Source organism: Haematomicrobium sanguinis DSM 21259 (genome assembly GCF_000688395.1).
GTDB lineage: Bacteria > Actinomycetota > Actinomycetes > Actinomycetales > Micrococcaceae > Haematomicrobium > Haematomicrobium sanguinis.
In genome coordinates this window covers 1-14,405 of record NZ_JIAG01000006.1, presented here as the reverse complement: position 1 = coordinate 14,405, position 14,405 = coordinate 1, and the positions used below count along the sequence as shown (strand labels likewise).

13 protein-coding genes are annotated in these 14,405 nt (G+C 61.2%); 5 read left to right on the top strand and 8 right to left on the bottom strand.

The window, feature by feature from the left end:
* Positions 1 to 137 precede the first annotated feature (137 nt).
* Both galE and O148_RS0106565 read left to right on the top strand, forming a co-directional pair.
* A complete protein-coding gene (gene galE, locus O148_RS0106570) occupies positions 138 to 1,154 on the top strand; it encodes a UDP-glucose 4-epimerase GalE (RefSeq protein ID WP_026530277.1) in 1,017 nt (338 codons plus the stop codon).
* A 122-nt stretch (positions 1,155 to 1,276) separates the two neighbouring features.
* On the top strand, positions 1,277 to 2,182 hold the full coding sequence (locus tag O148_RS0106565) for an NUDIX domain-containing protein (protein ID WP_026530276.1): 906 nt from the start codon (positions 1,277 to 1,279) through the stop codon (positions 2,180 to 2,182).
* A gap of 9 nt (positions 2,183 to 2,191) precedes the next feature.
* Here the strand turns inward: O148_RS0106565 and O148_RS17040 are convergent, their stop codons facing one another.
* The 5 genes from O148_RS17040 to fdxA form a co-directional block, all read right to left on the bottom strand.
* Positions 2,192 to 2,683: a DUF6314 family protein gene (locus tag O148_RS17040; protein WP_051619937.1), complete on the bottom strand. Its 492-nt coding sequence runs from the start codon at positions 2,681 to 2,683 to the stop codon at positions 2,192 to 2,194.
* Positions 2,670 to 4,235 carry a long-chain-fatty-acid--CoA ligase gene (locus O148_RS0106555; protein ID WP_026530275.1) on the bottom strand — a complete coding sequence of 522 codons (1,566 nt, stop codon included), beginning with the start codon at positions 4,233 to 4,235 and terminating at the stop codon, positions 2,670 to 2,672. The genes O148_RS17040 and O148_RS0106555 overlap by 14 nt, the downstream gene beginning before the upstream one ends.
* A gap of 321 nt (positions 4,236 to 4,556) precedes the next feature.
* Complete coding sequence (locus tag O148_RS0106550) at positions 4,557 to 5,840, bottom strand: citrate synthase (RefSeq protein WP_026530274.1); 1,284 nt, start codon at positions 5,838 to 5,840, stop codon at positions 4,557 to 4,559.
* 91 nt (positions 5,841 to 5,931) lie between these two features.
* Complete coding sequence (dapC, locus tag O148_RS0106545) at positions 5,932 to 7,104, bottom strand: succinyldiaminopimelate transaminase (protein WP_026530273.1); 1,173 nt, start codon at positions 7,102 to 7,104, stop codon at positions 5,932 to 5,934.
* Complete coding sequence (gene fdxA, locus O148_RS0106540; protein WP_026530272.1) at positions 7,097 to 7,426, bottom strand: ferredoxin; 330 nt, start codon at positions 7,424 to 7,426, stop codon at positions 7,097 to 7,099. The genes dapC and fdxA overlap by 8 nt, the downstream gene beginning before the upstream one ends.
* Positions 7,427 to 7,508: 82 nt before the next feature.
* Between fdxA and O148_RS0106535 the strand changes: the two genes are divergently transcribed.
* Together O148_RS0106535 and O148_RS0106530 are read left to right on the top strand one after the other, a co-directional pair.
* On the top strand, positions 7,509 to 7,742 hold the full coding sequence (locus tag O148_RS0106535; protein WP_026530271.1) for a putative acetyltransferase: 234 nt from the start codon (positions 7,509 to 7,511) through the stop codon (positions 7,740 to 7,742).
* A gap of 72 nt (positions 7,743 to 7,814) precedes the next feature.
* A complete protein-coding gene (locus O148_RS0106530) occupies positions 7,815 to 8,309 on the top strand; it encodes an ArsR/SmtB family transcription factor (RefSeq protein WP_026530270.1) in 495 nt (164 codons plus the stop codon).
* Here O148_RS0106530 and O148_RS0106525 read toward each other — a convergent pair.
* Complete coding sequence (locus O148_RS0106525; RefSeq protein WP_157374546.1) at positions 8,306 to 8,887, bottom strand: hypothetical protein; 582 nt, start codon at positions 8,885 to 8,887, stop codon at positions 8,306 to 8,308. The genes O148_RS0106530 and O148_RS0106525 overlap by 4 nt on opposite strands.
* A 30-nt stretch (positions 8,888 to 8,917) precedes the next feature.
* Positions 8,918 to 10,831: a translational GTPase TypA gene (gene typA, locus O148_RS0106520; protein ID WP_026530268.1), complete on the bottom strand. Its 1,914-nt coding sequence runs from the start codon at positions 10,829 to 10,831 to the stop codon at positions 8,918 to 8,920.
* 211 nt (positions 10,832 to 11,042) lie between these two features.
* On the opposite strand from typA, the gene O148_RS15250 reads away from it, so the two are divergent.
* Positions 11,043 to 11,966, top strand: a complete 924-nt coding sequence (locus O148_RS15250) for an SGNH/GDSL hydrolase family protein (RefSeq protein WP_169737510.1) — start codon at positions 11,043 to 11,045, stop codon at positions 11,964 to 11,966.
* Here O148_RS15250 and O148_RS15245 read toward each other — a convergent pair.
* Complete coding sequence (locus O148_RS15245; RefSeq protein ID WP_084157149.1) at positions 11,933 to 13,795, bottom strand: BCCT family transporter; 1,863 nt, start codon at positions 13,793 to 13,795, stop codon at positions 11,933 to 11,935. The genes O148_RS15250 and O148_RS15245 overlap by 34 nt on opposite strands.
* Positions 13,796 to 14,405: the final 610 nt, after the last annotated feature.

Sequence of the window (14,405 nt, the reverse complement as noted above, 5' to 3'; positions counted from 1 at the left end):
CTTCGCAGGGATGTTCTCTGGCCGGGCGGACCGGCACGGCACGGCACGGCACGGCACGGCACGGCACGCGGACTCTACCGCTCGGTGCCATAGAATTCACAAGAGACGAGTTAGTTGCAGCAGAGAAAGTAGGCTCCGTGAAAATTTTGGTGACCGGCGGTAGTGGATTCATCGGCTCGCACACCGTACTAGCGCTCTTAGAGGCTGGACACGAGGTGGTGGTAATGGACAACCTGTCCAACTCGAGCGAAGAGTCCTTGCGCCGGGTGGAGGAACTGACCGGGAAAAGCGTCGAATTCCACAATACGGACCTGCTGGATGTGGACGGGCTCACCGCGCTCTTTGAGGCAACAGCCCCCGAGGCGGTCATTCACTTTGCCGGGTTTAAGGCCGTCGGCGAGTCCGTGGAGAAGCCGCTGGAGTATTACCACAATAACGTTGCGGGCACGCTCAACCTGTTGCGTGTGATGGACGCGAACGGGGTCAAGACCATCGTGTTCTCCTCATCGGCAACCGTTTACGGTGCCTCTGAAGAGGTGCCGCTGGTGGAGAAAATGCCCCTGGACGCCACCAACCCGTACGGGCGCACCAAGGAACAGATCGAAGACATCCTCACCGACCTTGCCCATTCCGATCCCGAATGGCGTGTGGCGTTGCTGCGCTATTTTAACCCGGTGGGTGCGCACCCTTCGGGCCGTATTGGCGAAGATCCGACGGGCATCCCCAACAACCTCATGCCGTTTGTGGCGCAGGTTGCCGTGGGTCGGCGCGAGAAGGTCATGGTTTTCGGGAGCGACTACCCCACCCCTGACGGCACCGGTATCCGCGACTATATTCACGTCATGGACCTTGCCGAAGGCCACGTTGCGGCCCTGAACTATTTGCGCGACCACACCGGCGTGTACCGGTGGAACCTCGGCACCGGCCGCGGCTCCAGCGTGTTAGAAGTCATCGAGGCGTTTGGCCGGGCGGCAGGCAAACCCGTCCCCTATGAGCTCACCGACCGTCGCCCGGGCGACGCCGCGGTCAGCTACGCCGACCCGTCCGCCGCACTTGCCGATTTGGGCTGGTCCGCCAAACTTGACCTGGACGCCATGGTGCAGGATCACTGGCGTTGGCAAAAGAACAACCCGAATGGTTACCAAAGCGCCTAAGTCGGGGACACGCCGTCGTTCTTCATCTTTTGAGGGGCGTTTCGACATTTTAGGGTTCTATACCGCCCTAAAATGTCGAAACGCCCCTCAATTTTGCCGCAGGTCACGGCTAGGCTGGGAGCATGAGCGGACAATCGGGCGACGAATGGGTCGAAGACGGCGAAGGCAACAAGCACTGGGGGAAGTTCGGCGCAGCCGGGGTGCTCGCTTTTGATGCGGCCACCGGCTCAGTGTTACTGCAGCATCGGGCGAGTTTCAGCCATCACGGAGATACGTGGGGTATCCCCGGGGGTGCGCGGCACCGCGACGAGTGTGCGATCGAGGGCGCGTTCCGGGAGTCTCAGGAGGAAGCCGGGATCCCCGACGGCGCGCTGAAGGCACAATACAGTTTCGTGTTGGATCGCGGGGTGTGGACCTACACCACCGTCATTGCGGACGTGGTCGCGGCGTTTGAGCCGAAAGTCACCGACAGTGAGAGCCAAGATGTCGCCTGGGTTCCGGTGGATCAGGTGGAAAAGCGAGATTTGCACCCGGCGTTCGCCGCCGCGTGGCCAGTTCTCGCGCCGCTCTTGGGCCGTAAACCGGTGCTGGTCGTGGATGTCGCCAACGTCATGGGTAGCACACCGGACGGATGGTGGAAGGACCGTCGCGGAGCGGCCACCCGGATGCGGGATAACATTGAGCGTTTTGCAAAGACGAATCCGGCGGTCAGCGCGAGCCTGTTCCATGACTTTGACGTGCCGAGTTCCGAGGGCGCGCCGCGGCCAAGCGAGGCATTCCCAGAGTGGTTACTGGTTGTGGAGGGGCAAGCGAAGGGCGTGAAGAGTTCCGGTCGTGTGCAGGTGGTGGATGCGCCTCGAGACGGCGACGGCGCGATTGTGGATCACGTGGCGCGATTGGCCGGCGAGAGGGCCTTGGTCAGTGTTTTTACGTCCGATGTTCTTCTGAAAAAACGGGTACTCGAGGCCGGTGCCGTTGCGGTCAACGGGTCCAAGAACCTCGTCACCATGCTCAAGCAGGCCAATTAGGGACACCAGCTAATCGCCGCGCCGATACTCGGTGACCATCCAGTAGCTTTTCTTCGGGCCGCGCACCGTCCAGGTCAGCTGAAATGATCCGTCCGCGCGCAACTCCAGGTTGCCTGAGTACGTGTCGCGTCCGCACTCGTGCAGGAATGCGCCGTCTTGTACCGGGTGGAAGTCGCGGCCGTCGGCAAATTGCACCCACCAGCTGTCCCCGCGCGGCACCAGGCGCAATTCGCGCTCAAAGCTCGAAGCATGTTCGCCGTCGCGCTGGCGTAGCTCGCCCTTTTCGCGCCATCGAAGCGGCGTGGAAATCCCCACGCGAGCCCCCGGCGTCGCGCCCGCAGCAGACCCCTCGCGGGACCACGGCTCGAACCTCGCCTCGCCGATCGCTTGGAAGACCGTACCGTCACCGTGCGCCACGGCACGCGAGAATCGCCACAGGCCGGGCAGGCTGCGCACCCAAGCGTCCGCTTCTAGCAGGACCGCTTGATCAACTGAGCTCACGCTTGAGAATCTTACCGGTTGCCGTCATTGGCAGCGCGGACACCACCTCCACCAGTCGCGGATACTTGTAGTTGGCCATGTTTGCTTTGCTCCACTCCACGAGGTCCTCACCCGTAGCGCTAGCATCCGGCGCGAGCACCACCACCGCCTTGATTTCCTCGCCATGCTCTTCGTGCGGCACTCCGATCACCGCGGCCAGGGACACGTCGGGATGGGTCATGAGCACTTCTTCGATTTCGCGCGGGTACACGTTGAAGCCGTTGCGAATGATCATGTCCTTGGAGCGATCCACAATGTAATACCAGCCGTCCGCATCGCGGCGAGCGAGGTCCCCGGTCCGGAACCAGCCGTCCTCGCTGAGCGCCTCGCTGGTGGCCTCGGGCCGGTTGTAATACCCGGTAAACACGTTGTGCCCCTTCACGGCAATTTCACCAATGGCATCCGGCGTCCAATCAATCTCCTCCCACGAGGACGGATCAATCAGCTTCAGCTGCACCCCGGGTATTTCGGTACCGATGGAGCCGGGCCGCGCCGGCGCGCCGAAAGGCTTGAACGCGGCCACCGGCGACGTCTCGGACAGCCCATACCCCTCGGCAATGACCACCCCGAACTTGTCCTCAAATTTGCGGTGGATCTCCACCGGCAACGCCGACCCGCCGGCAACCGCCATCCGCAGATTCGCGGCCAACGTACCAACGTCCACGGTCTCATCCAGCGCACCCAAGAATCCCCAATACATGGTGGGCACCCCGGCGAAGAAGCTCACCTTCTCCTTGAGCATTGCCGCGATGGCGGCCGCCGCGTCGAACCTCGGCAGCATGACGATCGTCCCGCCAAAGGCGAGCGCCGCATTTTGAATGACCGTCTGCCCAAACGTGTGAAAGAGCGGCAACACCGCTAAAAACGTGTCCGGATTCTCCGGATCTGCCCCGAAGAGTTCCTGAGTCACCAGCGCGTTATCGCGCATGTTCCGGTGCCGAAGTTCGGCGCCCTTGGGCCGCCCGGTGGTCCCCGAAGTGTAGAGAATAACCGCGGTATCATCCTCATCGGTTGGTACCGAATCGAAGGTCGGCGCCTGCCCTGACACCGCCGCCGCGAACGTCTCGACGCCCTTCTCGGAGCCGGACGCACCCGGGTTCGCGTTCACGAGGAAAAACTCTCGCACAGTGCCAACCTGTTGCACGGCCGCGTGCGCCTCGCGGCCAATAGGCAGTTCATCGCTTCCCTCGAACGCAAACAGCGCCACGGCATCGGAATCCTCAAGGTGATATGCAATCTCGCGCTCCTTCAGCAAGACATTCAGCGGCACCGCCACCGCCCCAGCCTTGAGAATCCCGTAATAAATGCTGGTGAAATAGGGAAGATTGGGGATCATGAGCGCAACCTTGTCCCCCACGCCAATACCGCGCGAAACAAGCAGATTCGCCACCTGATTTGCGCTCGCGTTCAACTGCGCATAACTCAGCCGTGTCTCGCCGAGCACAATCGCCGTTCGCTCCGGGAACCGTTCAGCACTGCTTTCCAACAACGACGCGAGATTAAATTCGGGCACAGCGATCCTCCTTGACACCGGGAATTGGTGATTGGAGTGTATCGCGGCGACCTCGGGTTTGGGGAGGTTACCTAGCGGGTTATAGGCAAAGGTTGCCGGCCCGTGACCTTAATCGGCGGTCACCACAAGATGTACGACGGCGATACCCACCCCGGTGCCTTAAGGCACCTGGGCGCGCATCGCCGTCGTTCTTCTCTGCTGTGAAAGTTCGCCGCGGGTTAATGGCGACCATGCGCCTGTCTCACGCGCACACTCGATATCGACTGTGCAGATATTGCACACTTTTACGGCGTGTCGCGTGCGTGTTCTGCACAGTCGATTTTAGGCGGGGGGGTAGTTGCGCTCTAGGCTGCCGGTGTAAATCTGGCGCGGGCGGCCGATCTTTTTGGCCGGGTCCTCGATCATTTCGCGCCACTGCGCAATCCAGCCGGGCAGTCGACCAATTGCGAACAGCACCGTGAACATCTTCTCCGGGAAGCCCATCGCCTTGTAGATGAGGCCGGTGTAGAAGTCGACGTTCGGGTAGAGCTTCCGGTCCGCGAAGTAGGAGTCGGCGAGCGCGATCTCCTCGAGCTTGACCGCAATGTCCAGGAGCTCGTCGCCCCCGGAAACCTTGGAAAGGATCTGATCTGCGGTGGCCTTGACGATTTTGGCGCGCGGGTCGTAGTTCTTGTACACGCGGTGCCCAAAGCCCATGAGCTTGACGCCCTCTTCCTTGTTGCGCACCCGCTCCACGAACTTCTCGACCGGTTCGCCGGAGTCGCGGATTTGGCGCAGCATTTTCAGAACGGCCTCGTTGGCGCCGCCGTGTGCGGGACCAAACAGTGCGTTGATGCCCGCGGAAATGGACGCGAAGAGGTTCGCGTCCGCGCTACCGACCAAGCGCACCGTGGAGGTGGAGCAATTCTGCTCGTGATCGGCGTGCAGGATGAGCAACAGATCCAGGGCTCGGACCATATCCTCGTCCAGCTCAAACGGCTCGGCCGGGTTGCCGAAGCACAGGCGCAGGAAGTTTTCCACCAGGTTCAGCGAATTGTCCGGGTACAGCAGCGCCTGCCCGATGGATTTCTTGTGTGCGTAGGCCGCGATGACCGGCACCTTGGCCATCAACCGGTAGGTCGACACCTCAACCTGTTCGTGATCGAACGGGTCCAGGGAATCCTGATAGAAGGTGGACAGCGCCGAAACCGCGGAGGAGAGGACCGGCATGGGGTGAGCGTCGCGCGGGAATCCGCCAAAGAAGCCCTTGAGTTCCTCATGGAGCAGGGTGTGGCGGCGGATGCGCTGGTCAAAAGCGGAAAGCTGCTCGGGGGTGGGGAGCTCACCGTAAATGAGCAGGTATGAGACTTCCACAAAACTTGATTTTTGCGCCAGCTGCTCAATGGGGTAGCCGCGGTAGCGCAAGATGCCCTCGTCACCATCAATGTAGGTGATCGCGGACTTGGTTGCGGCCGTGTTCATGAAGCCCGGGTCATAGGTGACGTTCCCGGTGTCCTTCAACAATTTGGACACGTCATAGCCGTTGTTGCCCTCCTGAGCTTGCACCAGTGGCAAGGGGAGGCTCTCGGAGCCATAGTTCAACGTCGCTTCAGGGGTTTCAGCCATGAATATCCTCAATCTCTACCGTGAGACACATCGATTTAAACGCTACCGGCTAGTAGCGAGATGCCCTAATTCTGTGGTGTGCACTGCGCTTTCACGAGCGGGTGTCCTCCGCCAGGTGCATGCGCGCAGCGGCGGCCTCGATATCCTCATCCGAGGCGGTCAGGGCCACCCGCACGAAGCCGTCGCCATCCTTGCCGTAAAAGACTCCCGGGCCCACCACAATCCCCATGCGGGCAAAGCGTTCGACGGCGTCCCAGGTGTCTTGCGCAGTGGGTTCGGCGTCGCCGCCGGTGAACGATCCCCATAAGTAAAGTCCCGCGTGCGATTCCTCGATGGTGAGACCCAGTGCGGTGAGCGCGGGGCGGAGCACTTCGCGGCGCGCCCGGTACCGTCCCTTTTGCTCCACCACGTGGGCTTCATCGCCCAGGGCAGCAATCATAGCGTTCTGCACGGGAGCAGGAACGATCATTCCGGCGTGCTTGCGGGCGGTCAGCACCGGTTCGATGAGGGAGGGATCTCCTGCCATAAACGCGGCCCGGTAGCCTGCCAGGTTGGACTGCTTGGACAGCGAATAGAGGGCGATCAAGCCGTCTAGCGAACCGCCGTTGACCTCCGGGTTCAAGAGGCTGGGGACCGGCTCACCGCCCAGCTGCACGTCCCACCTGCCCCACCCCAATTCGGCGTAGCACTCGTCCGAGGCCAGGACGGCACCGACCTGGCGAGTCTGCTCGACGATCTTCGCCAATGCGTCTTTATCCAGGACGTTTCCGGTGGGGTTCCCCGGTGAATTGATCCACACGAGTTTGACGCGGCCGCGTTGCTCGGCGGAGAGTTCCTCCAGCGAATCCGCCGCGATACCCTCGGCGCCGGCGAGCCGGGCACCCATGTCATAGGTGGGGTACGCGACGCGCGGGTAGACCACAATATCGCCGTTGCCCAACCCCAAAAGGGCGGGGAGCCAGGCAACGGCTTCTTTGGAACCGACGGTCGGCAGGACTCCGTCCGGGTTCACCTCAGGCGACTGGCGGCGGCGCGAGAACCACTGGGCGATGGCCTCGCGAAGTTCTCGACTTCCGTGGGTGGTGGGATATCCCGGTGCGTCGCTCGCGTGGCGTAAGGCGTCCTGGATAACCTCCGGTGTGGGGTCAATGGGCGTGCCGATGGAGAGATCGATGACGCCCTGCGGGTGCGTGGCAGCGATCTCTCGATAGGGCGCAAGCGACTCCCACGGGTAATCCGGAAGATCGAGTCCAAACTTAGGCATGATCCTGATTCTGCGGCGGAAGCGCCTTGATGAAGGGGTGGTCCAGCCCGGTGTTTCCGAGCTTTGCGGCGCCGCCGGGCGACCCTACTTCGTCAAAGAATTCGACGTTGACCTTGTAGTACTCTTCCCATTCTTCTGGGACGTCATCTTCGTAATAGATGGCCTCGACCGGACAGACGGGTTCGCAGGCGCCGCAGTCGACACATTCGTCAGGTTGGATATAGAGCGTGCGTTCGCCTTCATAAATGCAATCGACCGGGCATTCTTCGATGCACGCTTTGTCCTTTACATCCACGCAAGGTTGCGCAATCACATAAGTCAACGAGCTGAACCTTTCTGAGTCTGCGCCAATTGGGCACCGTTTCATTATCGCCCAGTAACCGGCGGTGTGCATACTTGGGGGTATGGGCGCGCAACGTTTTGTAGCACTTCTCACCGAGCTTCCGCTGGGCACGAGAGTAGTCATCCGATACGCCATTGAGTCCGGAATGACGGACGTCATCGGGTACATTCAACGGCGCACATCGACCACCGTGACGTTGCTGACCCGAAAGGGTGAGCGCAGTGTCGAATTGGACACAGTGCGATTGGCGAAAGTGGTGCCAGAGCCGCCAGATCCCCGGAAAGTACGCGCCTGACTGATTGGCATTTTTTCGCAAAACTGGTTGGACTATTTCAATCACAGGGGTATTTGCGCCTATACTCGAAGCATGAGTACCGATGACATTGCACAAGCTCGAGGGCGGGCGCTTAGCTCCCCGGTTCGCATGCGCATTTTGAGGCTCTGCTTGCATGAGGCTCACACCAATAAGGAAATTGCGCAAAAACTCGATCTCAATCCGGCCACTGCTTTGCATCACGTCCGCACTCTTTTAGCCACCGGTTTCCTTGAGGCGCAAGATGTGCGTACCGGGAACCGCGGCGCCAAGGAAATCCCGTATAAGGCAACGGGACTCTCCTGGGGCGTCAATATGCCTAATGGCGCACCGGTAATGATTGAAACGTTTCTCCAGGAAATCGATGGGCTTACCCCCGAAGAACTGGATGTGTGGCGCATGGGCGTGAAACTCAATGACGCCAACCGCACCGAAATGATGGGACGGCTGCGAGACGTTCTCAACGATTACGCACGGCGGGAACCGGACCCGGACGGGACTCCCACCTCGCTCTTCCTAGCCCACCACCTGGATAATACCGCAGGTTAGCGCTGCGGTTTTCGCAGGGCGCGCATACTCAACCAGTAGCCGACAGCTATCGCGACAGCGAGCGAAATGACCCACACCCAGCCCATGGCGGTGCTGGGGACCGGAATGGCCGTGTTAGTGGCGATCAGCCCTTGTTTGGGGACACCGAACATCATGAGCCCCACACCGATATAGGCAATCAGCCCGGTAATCACGGCGAAGATCGGGCGCCCGCTCGAGGCACCGACAAGCACGCACAGGCAGACCGCCAGGGCGAAGGAGCCGAAAATTCCCACCGGGAACCACGTCGATTCGTTGAGCCACACCACATTGGCATGAAGAACAGTACCGAGCGCCGCAATAACGATCCCGGCGACCAGCGCCCGGAGGAGTGCATTGAGCGGGGTGGCAACACCCTGCTGTTCCGGTTCGGGAACGCTCAACCCATTCGGCGCCCAATAATAGTTGCCTTGCGCCACATAGGGCTTCTCACCTGGTGGCGTCCCGGCACCGACAGGATTGCCTGAGGTAATTCTTGCCTCCCCCGTCGGTTCAGCTCCAGGGACAGCGTTCTCTGCTCCGGGTTGCGCTCTGCTCATCGCTCTAGATTACGCGTCTTCGCCGCGAGTTTAGGCGCGGGCCCGTGCGCGCGCCGCCTTCATGCGTTCGTTCTGATCCAAGATCACCTTGCGGATGCGGATGGCCTCCGGCGTAATCTCGACGCACTCGTCTTCGCGAGCAAACTCCAGCGACTCTTCCAGGGTCAAGGTGCGCGGCGGGGTGAGACCTTCAAAGGAGTCCGCCGTGGAGGAGCGCATATTGGTGAGCTTCTTCTCCTTGGTGATGTTCACGTCCATGTCATCCGCGCGCGAATTCTCGCCCACGATCATGCCTTCATACACCTCGGAGGTGGGCTGGACAAAGAACGTTCCGCGCTCTTGGAGGTTGATCATCGCGAACGGGGTTGCGACGCCGGCGCGGTCGGCAATGAGCGAACCGTTGGTGCGGTACTCGATGTCGCCGGTCCACGGCTCGTAGCCCTCCGAGATTGACGAGGCGATGCCAGCACCGCGCGTGTCGGTCAAGAACTTAGTGCGGAAGCCGATCAATCCGCGTGCCGGAACCACAAACTCCATGCGCACCCAACCGGTGCCGTGGTTGGACATATTGGACATGCGGCCCTTGCGCGCGGCCAGCAACTGGGTGACGGCACCCAAGTATTCTTCGGGAACGTCGATGGTCATGTGTTCCATCGGTTCGTGGATCTTGCCGTCAATGGTCTTGGTCACCACCTGCGGCTTACCCACGGTCAGCTCAAAGCCTTCACGGCGCATTTGCTCCACCAGGATCGCGAGCGCCAATTCGCCGCGGCCCTGCACTTCCCAGGCGTCCGGTCGCTCGGTCGGGAGCACGCGAATCGACACGTTACCGATCAGTTCCTTGTCCAGGCGGTCCTTGACTTGGCGCGCAGTGACCTTCGCGCCCTTGACCTTGCCCGCCAAAGGAGACGTGTTAATGCCCACCGTCATGGAAATCGCCGGGTCATCCACGGTGATTTGCGGCAACGGACGCGGATCATTGACGTCGGTCAGGGTTTCGCCGATCGTGATGTCTTCAATACCGGCAACGGCGACGATCTCGCCCGGTCCGGCTTGCTCGGCTGGCACACGCTCCAGCGCTTTCGTGGCGAGAAGTTCGGTGATCTTCACGGTCTTGACTTCGCCGTTTTGACGGGCCCACGCGACCTGTTGCCCCTTCTTCAAGGTGCCGTTGTAAATGCGCAGCAGCGCAAGACGCCCCAGGAACGGCGAAGCGTCCAAGTTGGTGACGTGTGCCTGCAAGACGCCCTCGGGGTCATAGGTCGGGGCCGGGATGTGTTCGATGATGGTCTGGAAAAGCGGTTCCAGGTTGTCATTGTCCGGAATGCTGCCATCGGCAGGTTGATCCAGCGAGGCGGCACCGGCGCGGGCGGCGGCATACACCACGGGAACTTCCAGTACTGCGTCGAGGTCGAGGTCGGGGACCTCGTCTGCCAAGTCAGACGCGAGTCCCAGGAGCAGGTCCATGGTTTCCGAGACGACCTCGTCAATACGCGCGTCCGGGCGGTCGGTCTTGTTGACAACCAGGATCACCGGCAACTTGGCGGCGAGCGCCTTGCGCAGCACAAAACGGGTTTGCGGCAACGGGCCTTCGGAGGCGTCTACGAGCAGCACCACACCGTCCACCATTGACAGTCCGCGTTCCACTTCGCCGCCAAAGTCGGCGTGGCCGGGGGTATCGATCACATTGATGGTGATGCGTTCACCGTTTGCGGCGGGCCCGTCATAGAACACAGTGGTGTTCTTTGCCAGGATGGTGATGCCCTTCTCCTTTTCCAGGTCACCGGAATCCATCACGCGATCTTCGACCTCGCCGTGGGCGGCAAAGGAGTTCGTTTGGCGGAGCATGGCATCCACCAGGGTGGTCTTACCGTGGTCAACGTGCGCCACAATCGCGACGTTGCGCAAATCATTGCGGGAGGCGGAACCAGTGAGTTCAGACATGCTTCACAGACTCAATTCTTCAAAAAGGGGATTGCCGTTAGCGGCAGAAGCGTGGGCGCACACGGCACCGTGAATCATTCTAGTGGGTGCAGGCAACTGCTCCCCAATTGACACCTAGATTGATACCTGAGGCTGATCAAAAACGTGGGGGAACTAACATATGATCAACTCACGCAGACCACCGGTTGAGGCAAAAAAGGGGGCGGTCGCCATGCGCATCAGACAAAACACGTGCGCGAGGTCTGCCCGCCAAGGCGAGCGCCGAGCACCCCTTCCCACCCGCGCGAAAGATGCGGTGACGCGCGCGGCGGTGGCGAGCATCGCCGTCGTACTGGTATTGGTGGGCCTGACGTTCCTGCCGAGCACGCAGCCAAAAGCCGTGCATCTGGGTGGCGGCAACCTGGCCCAAGGCGTGAGCCTGATCCCGGGCACCCGCGTCATTAATCCGGAGTCGGGACGTATCGAGACGGCGAGCGCGGATCTATCCTCGAGCGCCGTGATCATTGGCGATTCGCAAGCCGCCGGTGCGCGCGGGGTGCCCAGCGCCCAGACCTGGCCGTTGCAGGGGCTGCGCCAAGCCGGACTCACACCCATATTTCGCGGTAAGGGCGGGATCGGTTTTGTGGCGCATTGGAAAGCGAATGGCCCTAATTTTCTGGACGGTATTCGCGGCGGCGACTACGTGCTGCCCTTTGGCCGGCCGGCATTGGTGGTTATCGAAGGCGGCGGCAATGACGCCAGGCTCGGCGCTAGCGATGCGGAAATTGCCGACAATGCGCGGGCACTCGTTGTCGAATTGCGCAAGAGCTACCCGACCTCGCCCATGGTGATGATTGGTACGCTGTCGCGAAGCTATCTGGACGGTGGCGGGCGGCGCCTGGAGGTGGACCAGCTTTTGGGTCGCCTTGCCGCATCCATGGGTGTGGAGTTCATCGACGTGGGCGGGTGGCTGACACAGTACGGATTGGGCGCCTACCTTGCGGATAAGGTGCACCTGAACGCCGAAGGCCACGCGCTCGCGGCGCCCCTGTTGGCCAAGGAGCTGCGAGCGCGCGGCCTGATCGGTCAATCACCGGTGTCACCAGCCGGTGCGGCCGTGCGTTATGACTTGCCGGGAGCTTCCGAACGCAAGTGATCCTTGAGTTGCGCTTCGATTTCCTCGGCGACCTGATCGGCCATATTCTCCGCGTAGTGCTCTTGCACTGACTCTTGTACGGCTTCGGCCATGGAGTCTTGCACGTGGCTTTCCACCTGGGTTTGCACCACCTGGGCAATGTGCGCCCGGGCTTCCTCGCGCGCTACCCGGCGCTGTGCGCGCAAGAGCAACTTGTGTTCCTCGTGGAACGCCTTGGCGGTCGCAAAGCACATCATGATGATGACTATGGAGAACGGAAGCGCCGTCAAAATGGCGGCCGTCTGAATGGCTGTCAAACCTCCGGTCACCATGAGCACAATGGCGATGGCGGCGGTGGCGAGCACCCAGAAAACGCGAAGCCAATTGCGCGGCTCCGGGTCGCCACCGGTGGAGAGCATACCCATGACAAGCGCACCGGAGTCGGCGGAGGTGATGAAGAAGATCGTCACCAAGATCATCGCTCCGATGGAGAGCAACAGTCCGCCGGGGAGGTCGCCGAGCATCGTGAACAGTGCGGTGTTGGTGTCCACCGCGCCTTCCTCATCGATCAGGCCCCCTTGTCCGAACAGTTCGCGGTAGAGCGCGGTGCCGCCCATGACAGAGAACCACAGGAACCCGACGAGGCTGGGTACCACCAATACCGCGGCCACGAATTCGCGCACGCTGCGGCCCTTGGAAATACGGGCAATGAAGATCCCGACGAAGGGCGCCCAGGAGATCCACCAGCCCCAGTAGAACGTGGTCCAAGCGGCTTGCCAGGCTTCGCCTTCAGCTCCGCGAAACGCGAAGGTGTTGAAGGTCAGGCCGATCACGTTTTGCAGGTAATTACCGATCGACTGCACAAATTCGCGCAGCAGGAACAGGGTTGGGCCGAGGAAGAGAACCGCGAGCAGCAGGACACCAGCCAAAATCAGGTTGATGTTAGAGAGCCACTTCATGCCCTTGCCGACACCGGAAACGACCGAGGCAAGGGTCAGCGTCATGATGCCCAGGATGAGCCCAGTGCGGACCAAGTTTTCGGTTTCCGGCGCGATTTCCAGGGCCCCGGTGGATTGCAATCCGGCCGAGATTTGCATGACGCCCAGGCCGAGCGAGGTTGCCACACCAAACGTGGTGCCAATGAGCGCCACCACGTCGATGAGGTTGCCGAAGCCGCCCTTAATGCGCTTTTTGCCAAAGAGCGGTTCCAGGGTCCAGCGGATCGAAATGGGGTTGCCCTTGCGGAAGACGGAATACGCGATCGCGACACCGACCACGGCGTAAATGGCCCAGGCGTGGAAGCCCCAGTGCAGGAACGTTTGGGACATGGCGCGCTGGGCGATTTGGACCGGGTCGCCTTCCACGCCGGGCGGCGGCGAGGCGAAGTGGTTCAGCGGCTCGGCGGCGCCCCAGAAGACCAGACCGATGCCCATGCCCGCCGCAAAGAGCAGCGCGAACCAAGACATGACCGAGAATTCAGGCTCATCATCGTCTTTGCCGAGCTTGATGTCGCCGTAACGGCTGAGGCCAATCCACAGCGCAAAGACAATGAACACCGCAATAATGGCCACGTAATACCAGCCGATGCCATTAATGACGGTACTTTGCAGGGTGTTCAGGACATCGGTGGTTTGCGTGGGGAAGAGCGCTGCCAAGAGGACGCCGAGCGTGATGAGCCCGGCCGCGGGGAAGAACACCCACTTTTGCAAGGGCAGGTTTGCCGGCTTGTCCAGCTTGGGTGCTCGGGTTGAGCCGGGCGTCCCGGCGCTAGACGCACTCGAAGTATCCCCTAGCCTCGTTTGCGGCGCGTTTGCGGGGGTGCCGCTCTCCCCCGTTTGTGTTGTCGACATTGCGTTGCTACTCCTCATGCGCGGGTCATGGCGCTCGACTACATGTTCAATGCGCGGCCAGCGTGTGGGCCGCTCGGGTGCCGTGTGCGAGTGACTCTCAGCCAAAAATGGCACCAACGAAAAACCCGCGAGACCGGTAGAAACCGCCAGCGGGCACAGCCTAGTTTACATAAGTTCGCGCAATAGAGGTTGACATAACATCACAGTGAGGGGTTGAACCTGCCCGCGAGTCGCCACTTAAAACGCGAATTCTGGTGGTGGTTTCAAGGGGCTAGTGCAACACCTGAGTTTTTTTGGAGTGTGTGTCGTGCCTGCTGTGATTCCGTGGTGGAAGGTTTCGTTGTGCCTTGATTTGCTTGCTCGGGGTGTTTCCGCGGTGCGGGTGGCTGAGCGTGTCGGGGTGGCGCGCACGAGTGTGAACAGGTTTGCCAGACTGGCTGGTATGGAACTGGTGTATGGCTCCCGCGGGGGCATGACGGGTCCTCGTGTACCGGACACGGCGTTGATGGAGAGCGGCGGGGGCGTGAGGGCGCGGGGGAGGGCGTATTCGCGGTTGAGTTTTGAGCAGCGAGTCATTCTTCAAACCGTGCGAGAAATCGATCCGACGATA

Bases quoted from the DNA above. Each gene is read 5' to 3' on its own strand.
- O148_RS0106565 (WP_026530276.1), top strand. From the start codon at position 1,277: ATGAGCGGACAATCGGGCGACGAATGGGTCGAAGACGGCGAAGGCAAC.
- O148_RS0106550 (WP_026530274.1), bottom strand. From the start codon at position 5,840: ATGGCTGAAACCCCTGAAGCGACGTTGAACTATGGCTCCGAGAGCCTC.
- dapC (WP_026530273.1), bottom strand. From the start codon at position 7,104: ATGCCTAAGTTTGGACTCGATCTTCCGGATTACCCGTGGGAGTCGCTT.
- O148_RS0106535 (WP_026530271.1), top strand. From the start codon at position 7,509: ATGGGCGCGCAACGTTTTGTAGCACTTCTCACCGAGCTTCCGCTGGGC.
- O148_RS0106530 (WP_026530270.1), top strand. From the start codon at position 7,815: ATGAGTACCGATGACATTGCACAAGCTCGAGGGCGGGCGCTTAGCTCC.
- O148_RS0106525 (WP_157374546.1), bottom strand. From the start codon at position 8,887: ATGAGCAGAGCGCAACCCGGAGCAGAGAACGCTGTCCCTGGAGCTGAA.
- typA (WP_026530268.1), bottom strand. From the start codon at position 10,831: ATGTCTGAACTCACTGGTTCCGCCTCCCGCAATGATTTGCGCAACGTC.
- O148_RS15250 (WP_169737510.1), top strand. From the start codon at position 11,043: ATGCGCATCAGACAAAACACGTGCGCGAGGTCTGCCCGCCAAGGCGAG.
- O148_RS15245 (WP_084157149.1), bottom strand. From the start codon at position 13,795: ATGTCGACAACACAAACGGGGGAGAGCGGCACCCCCGCAAACGCGCCG.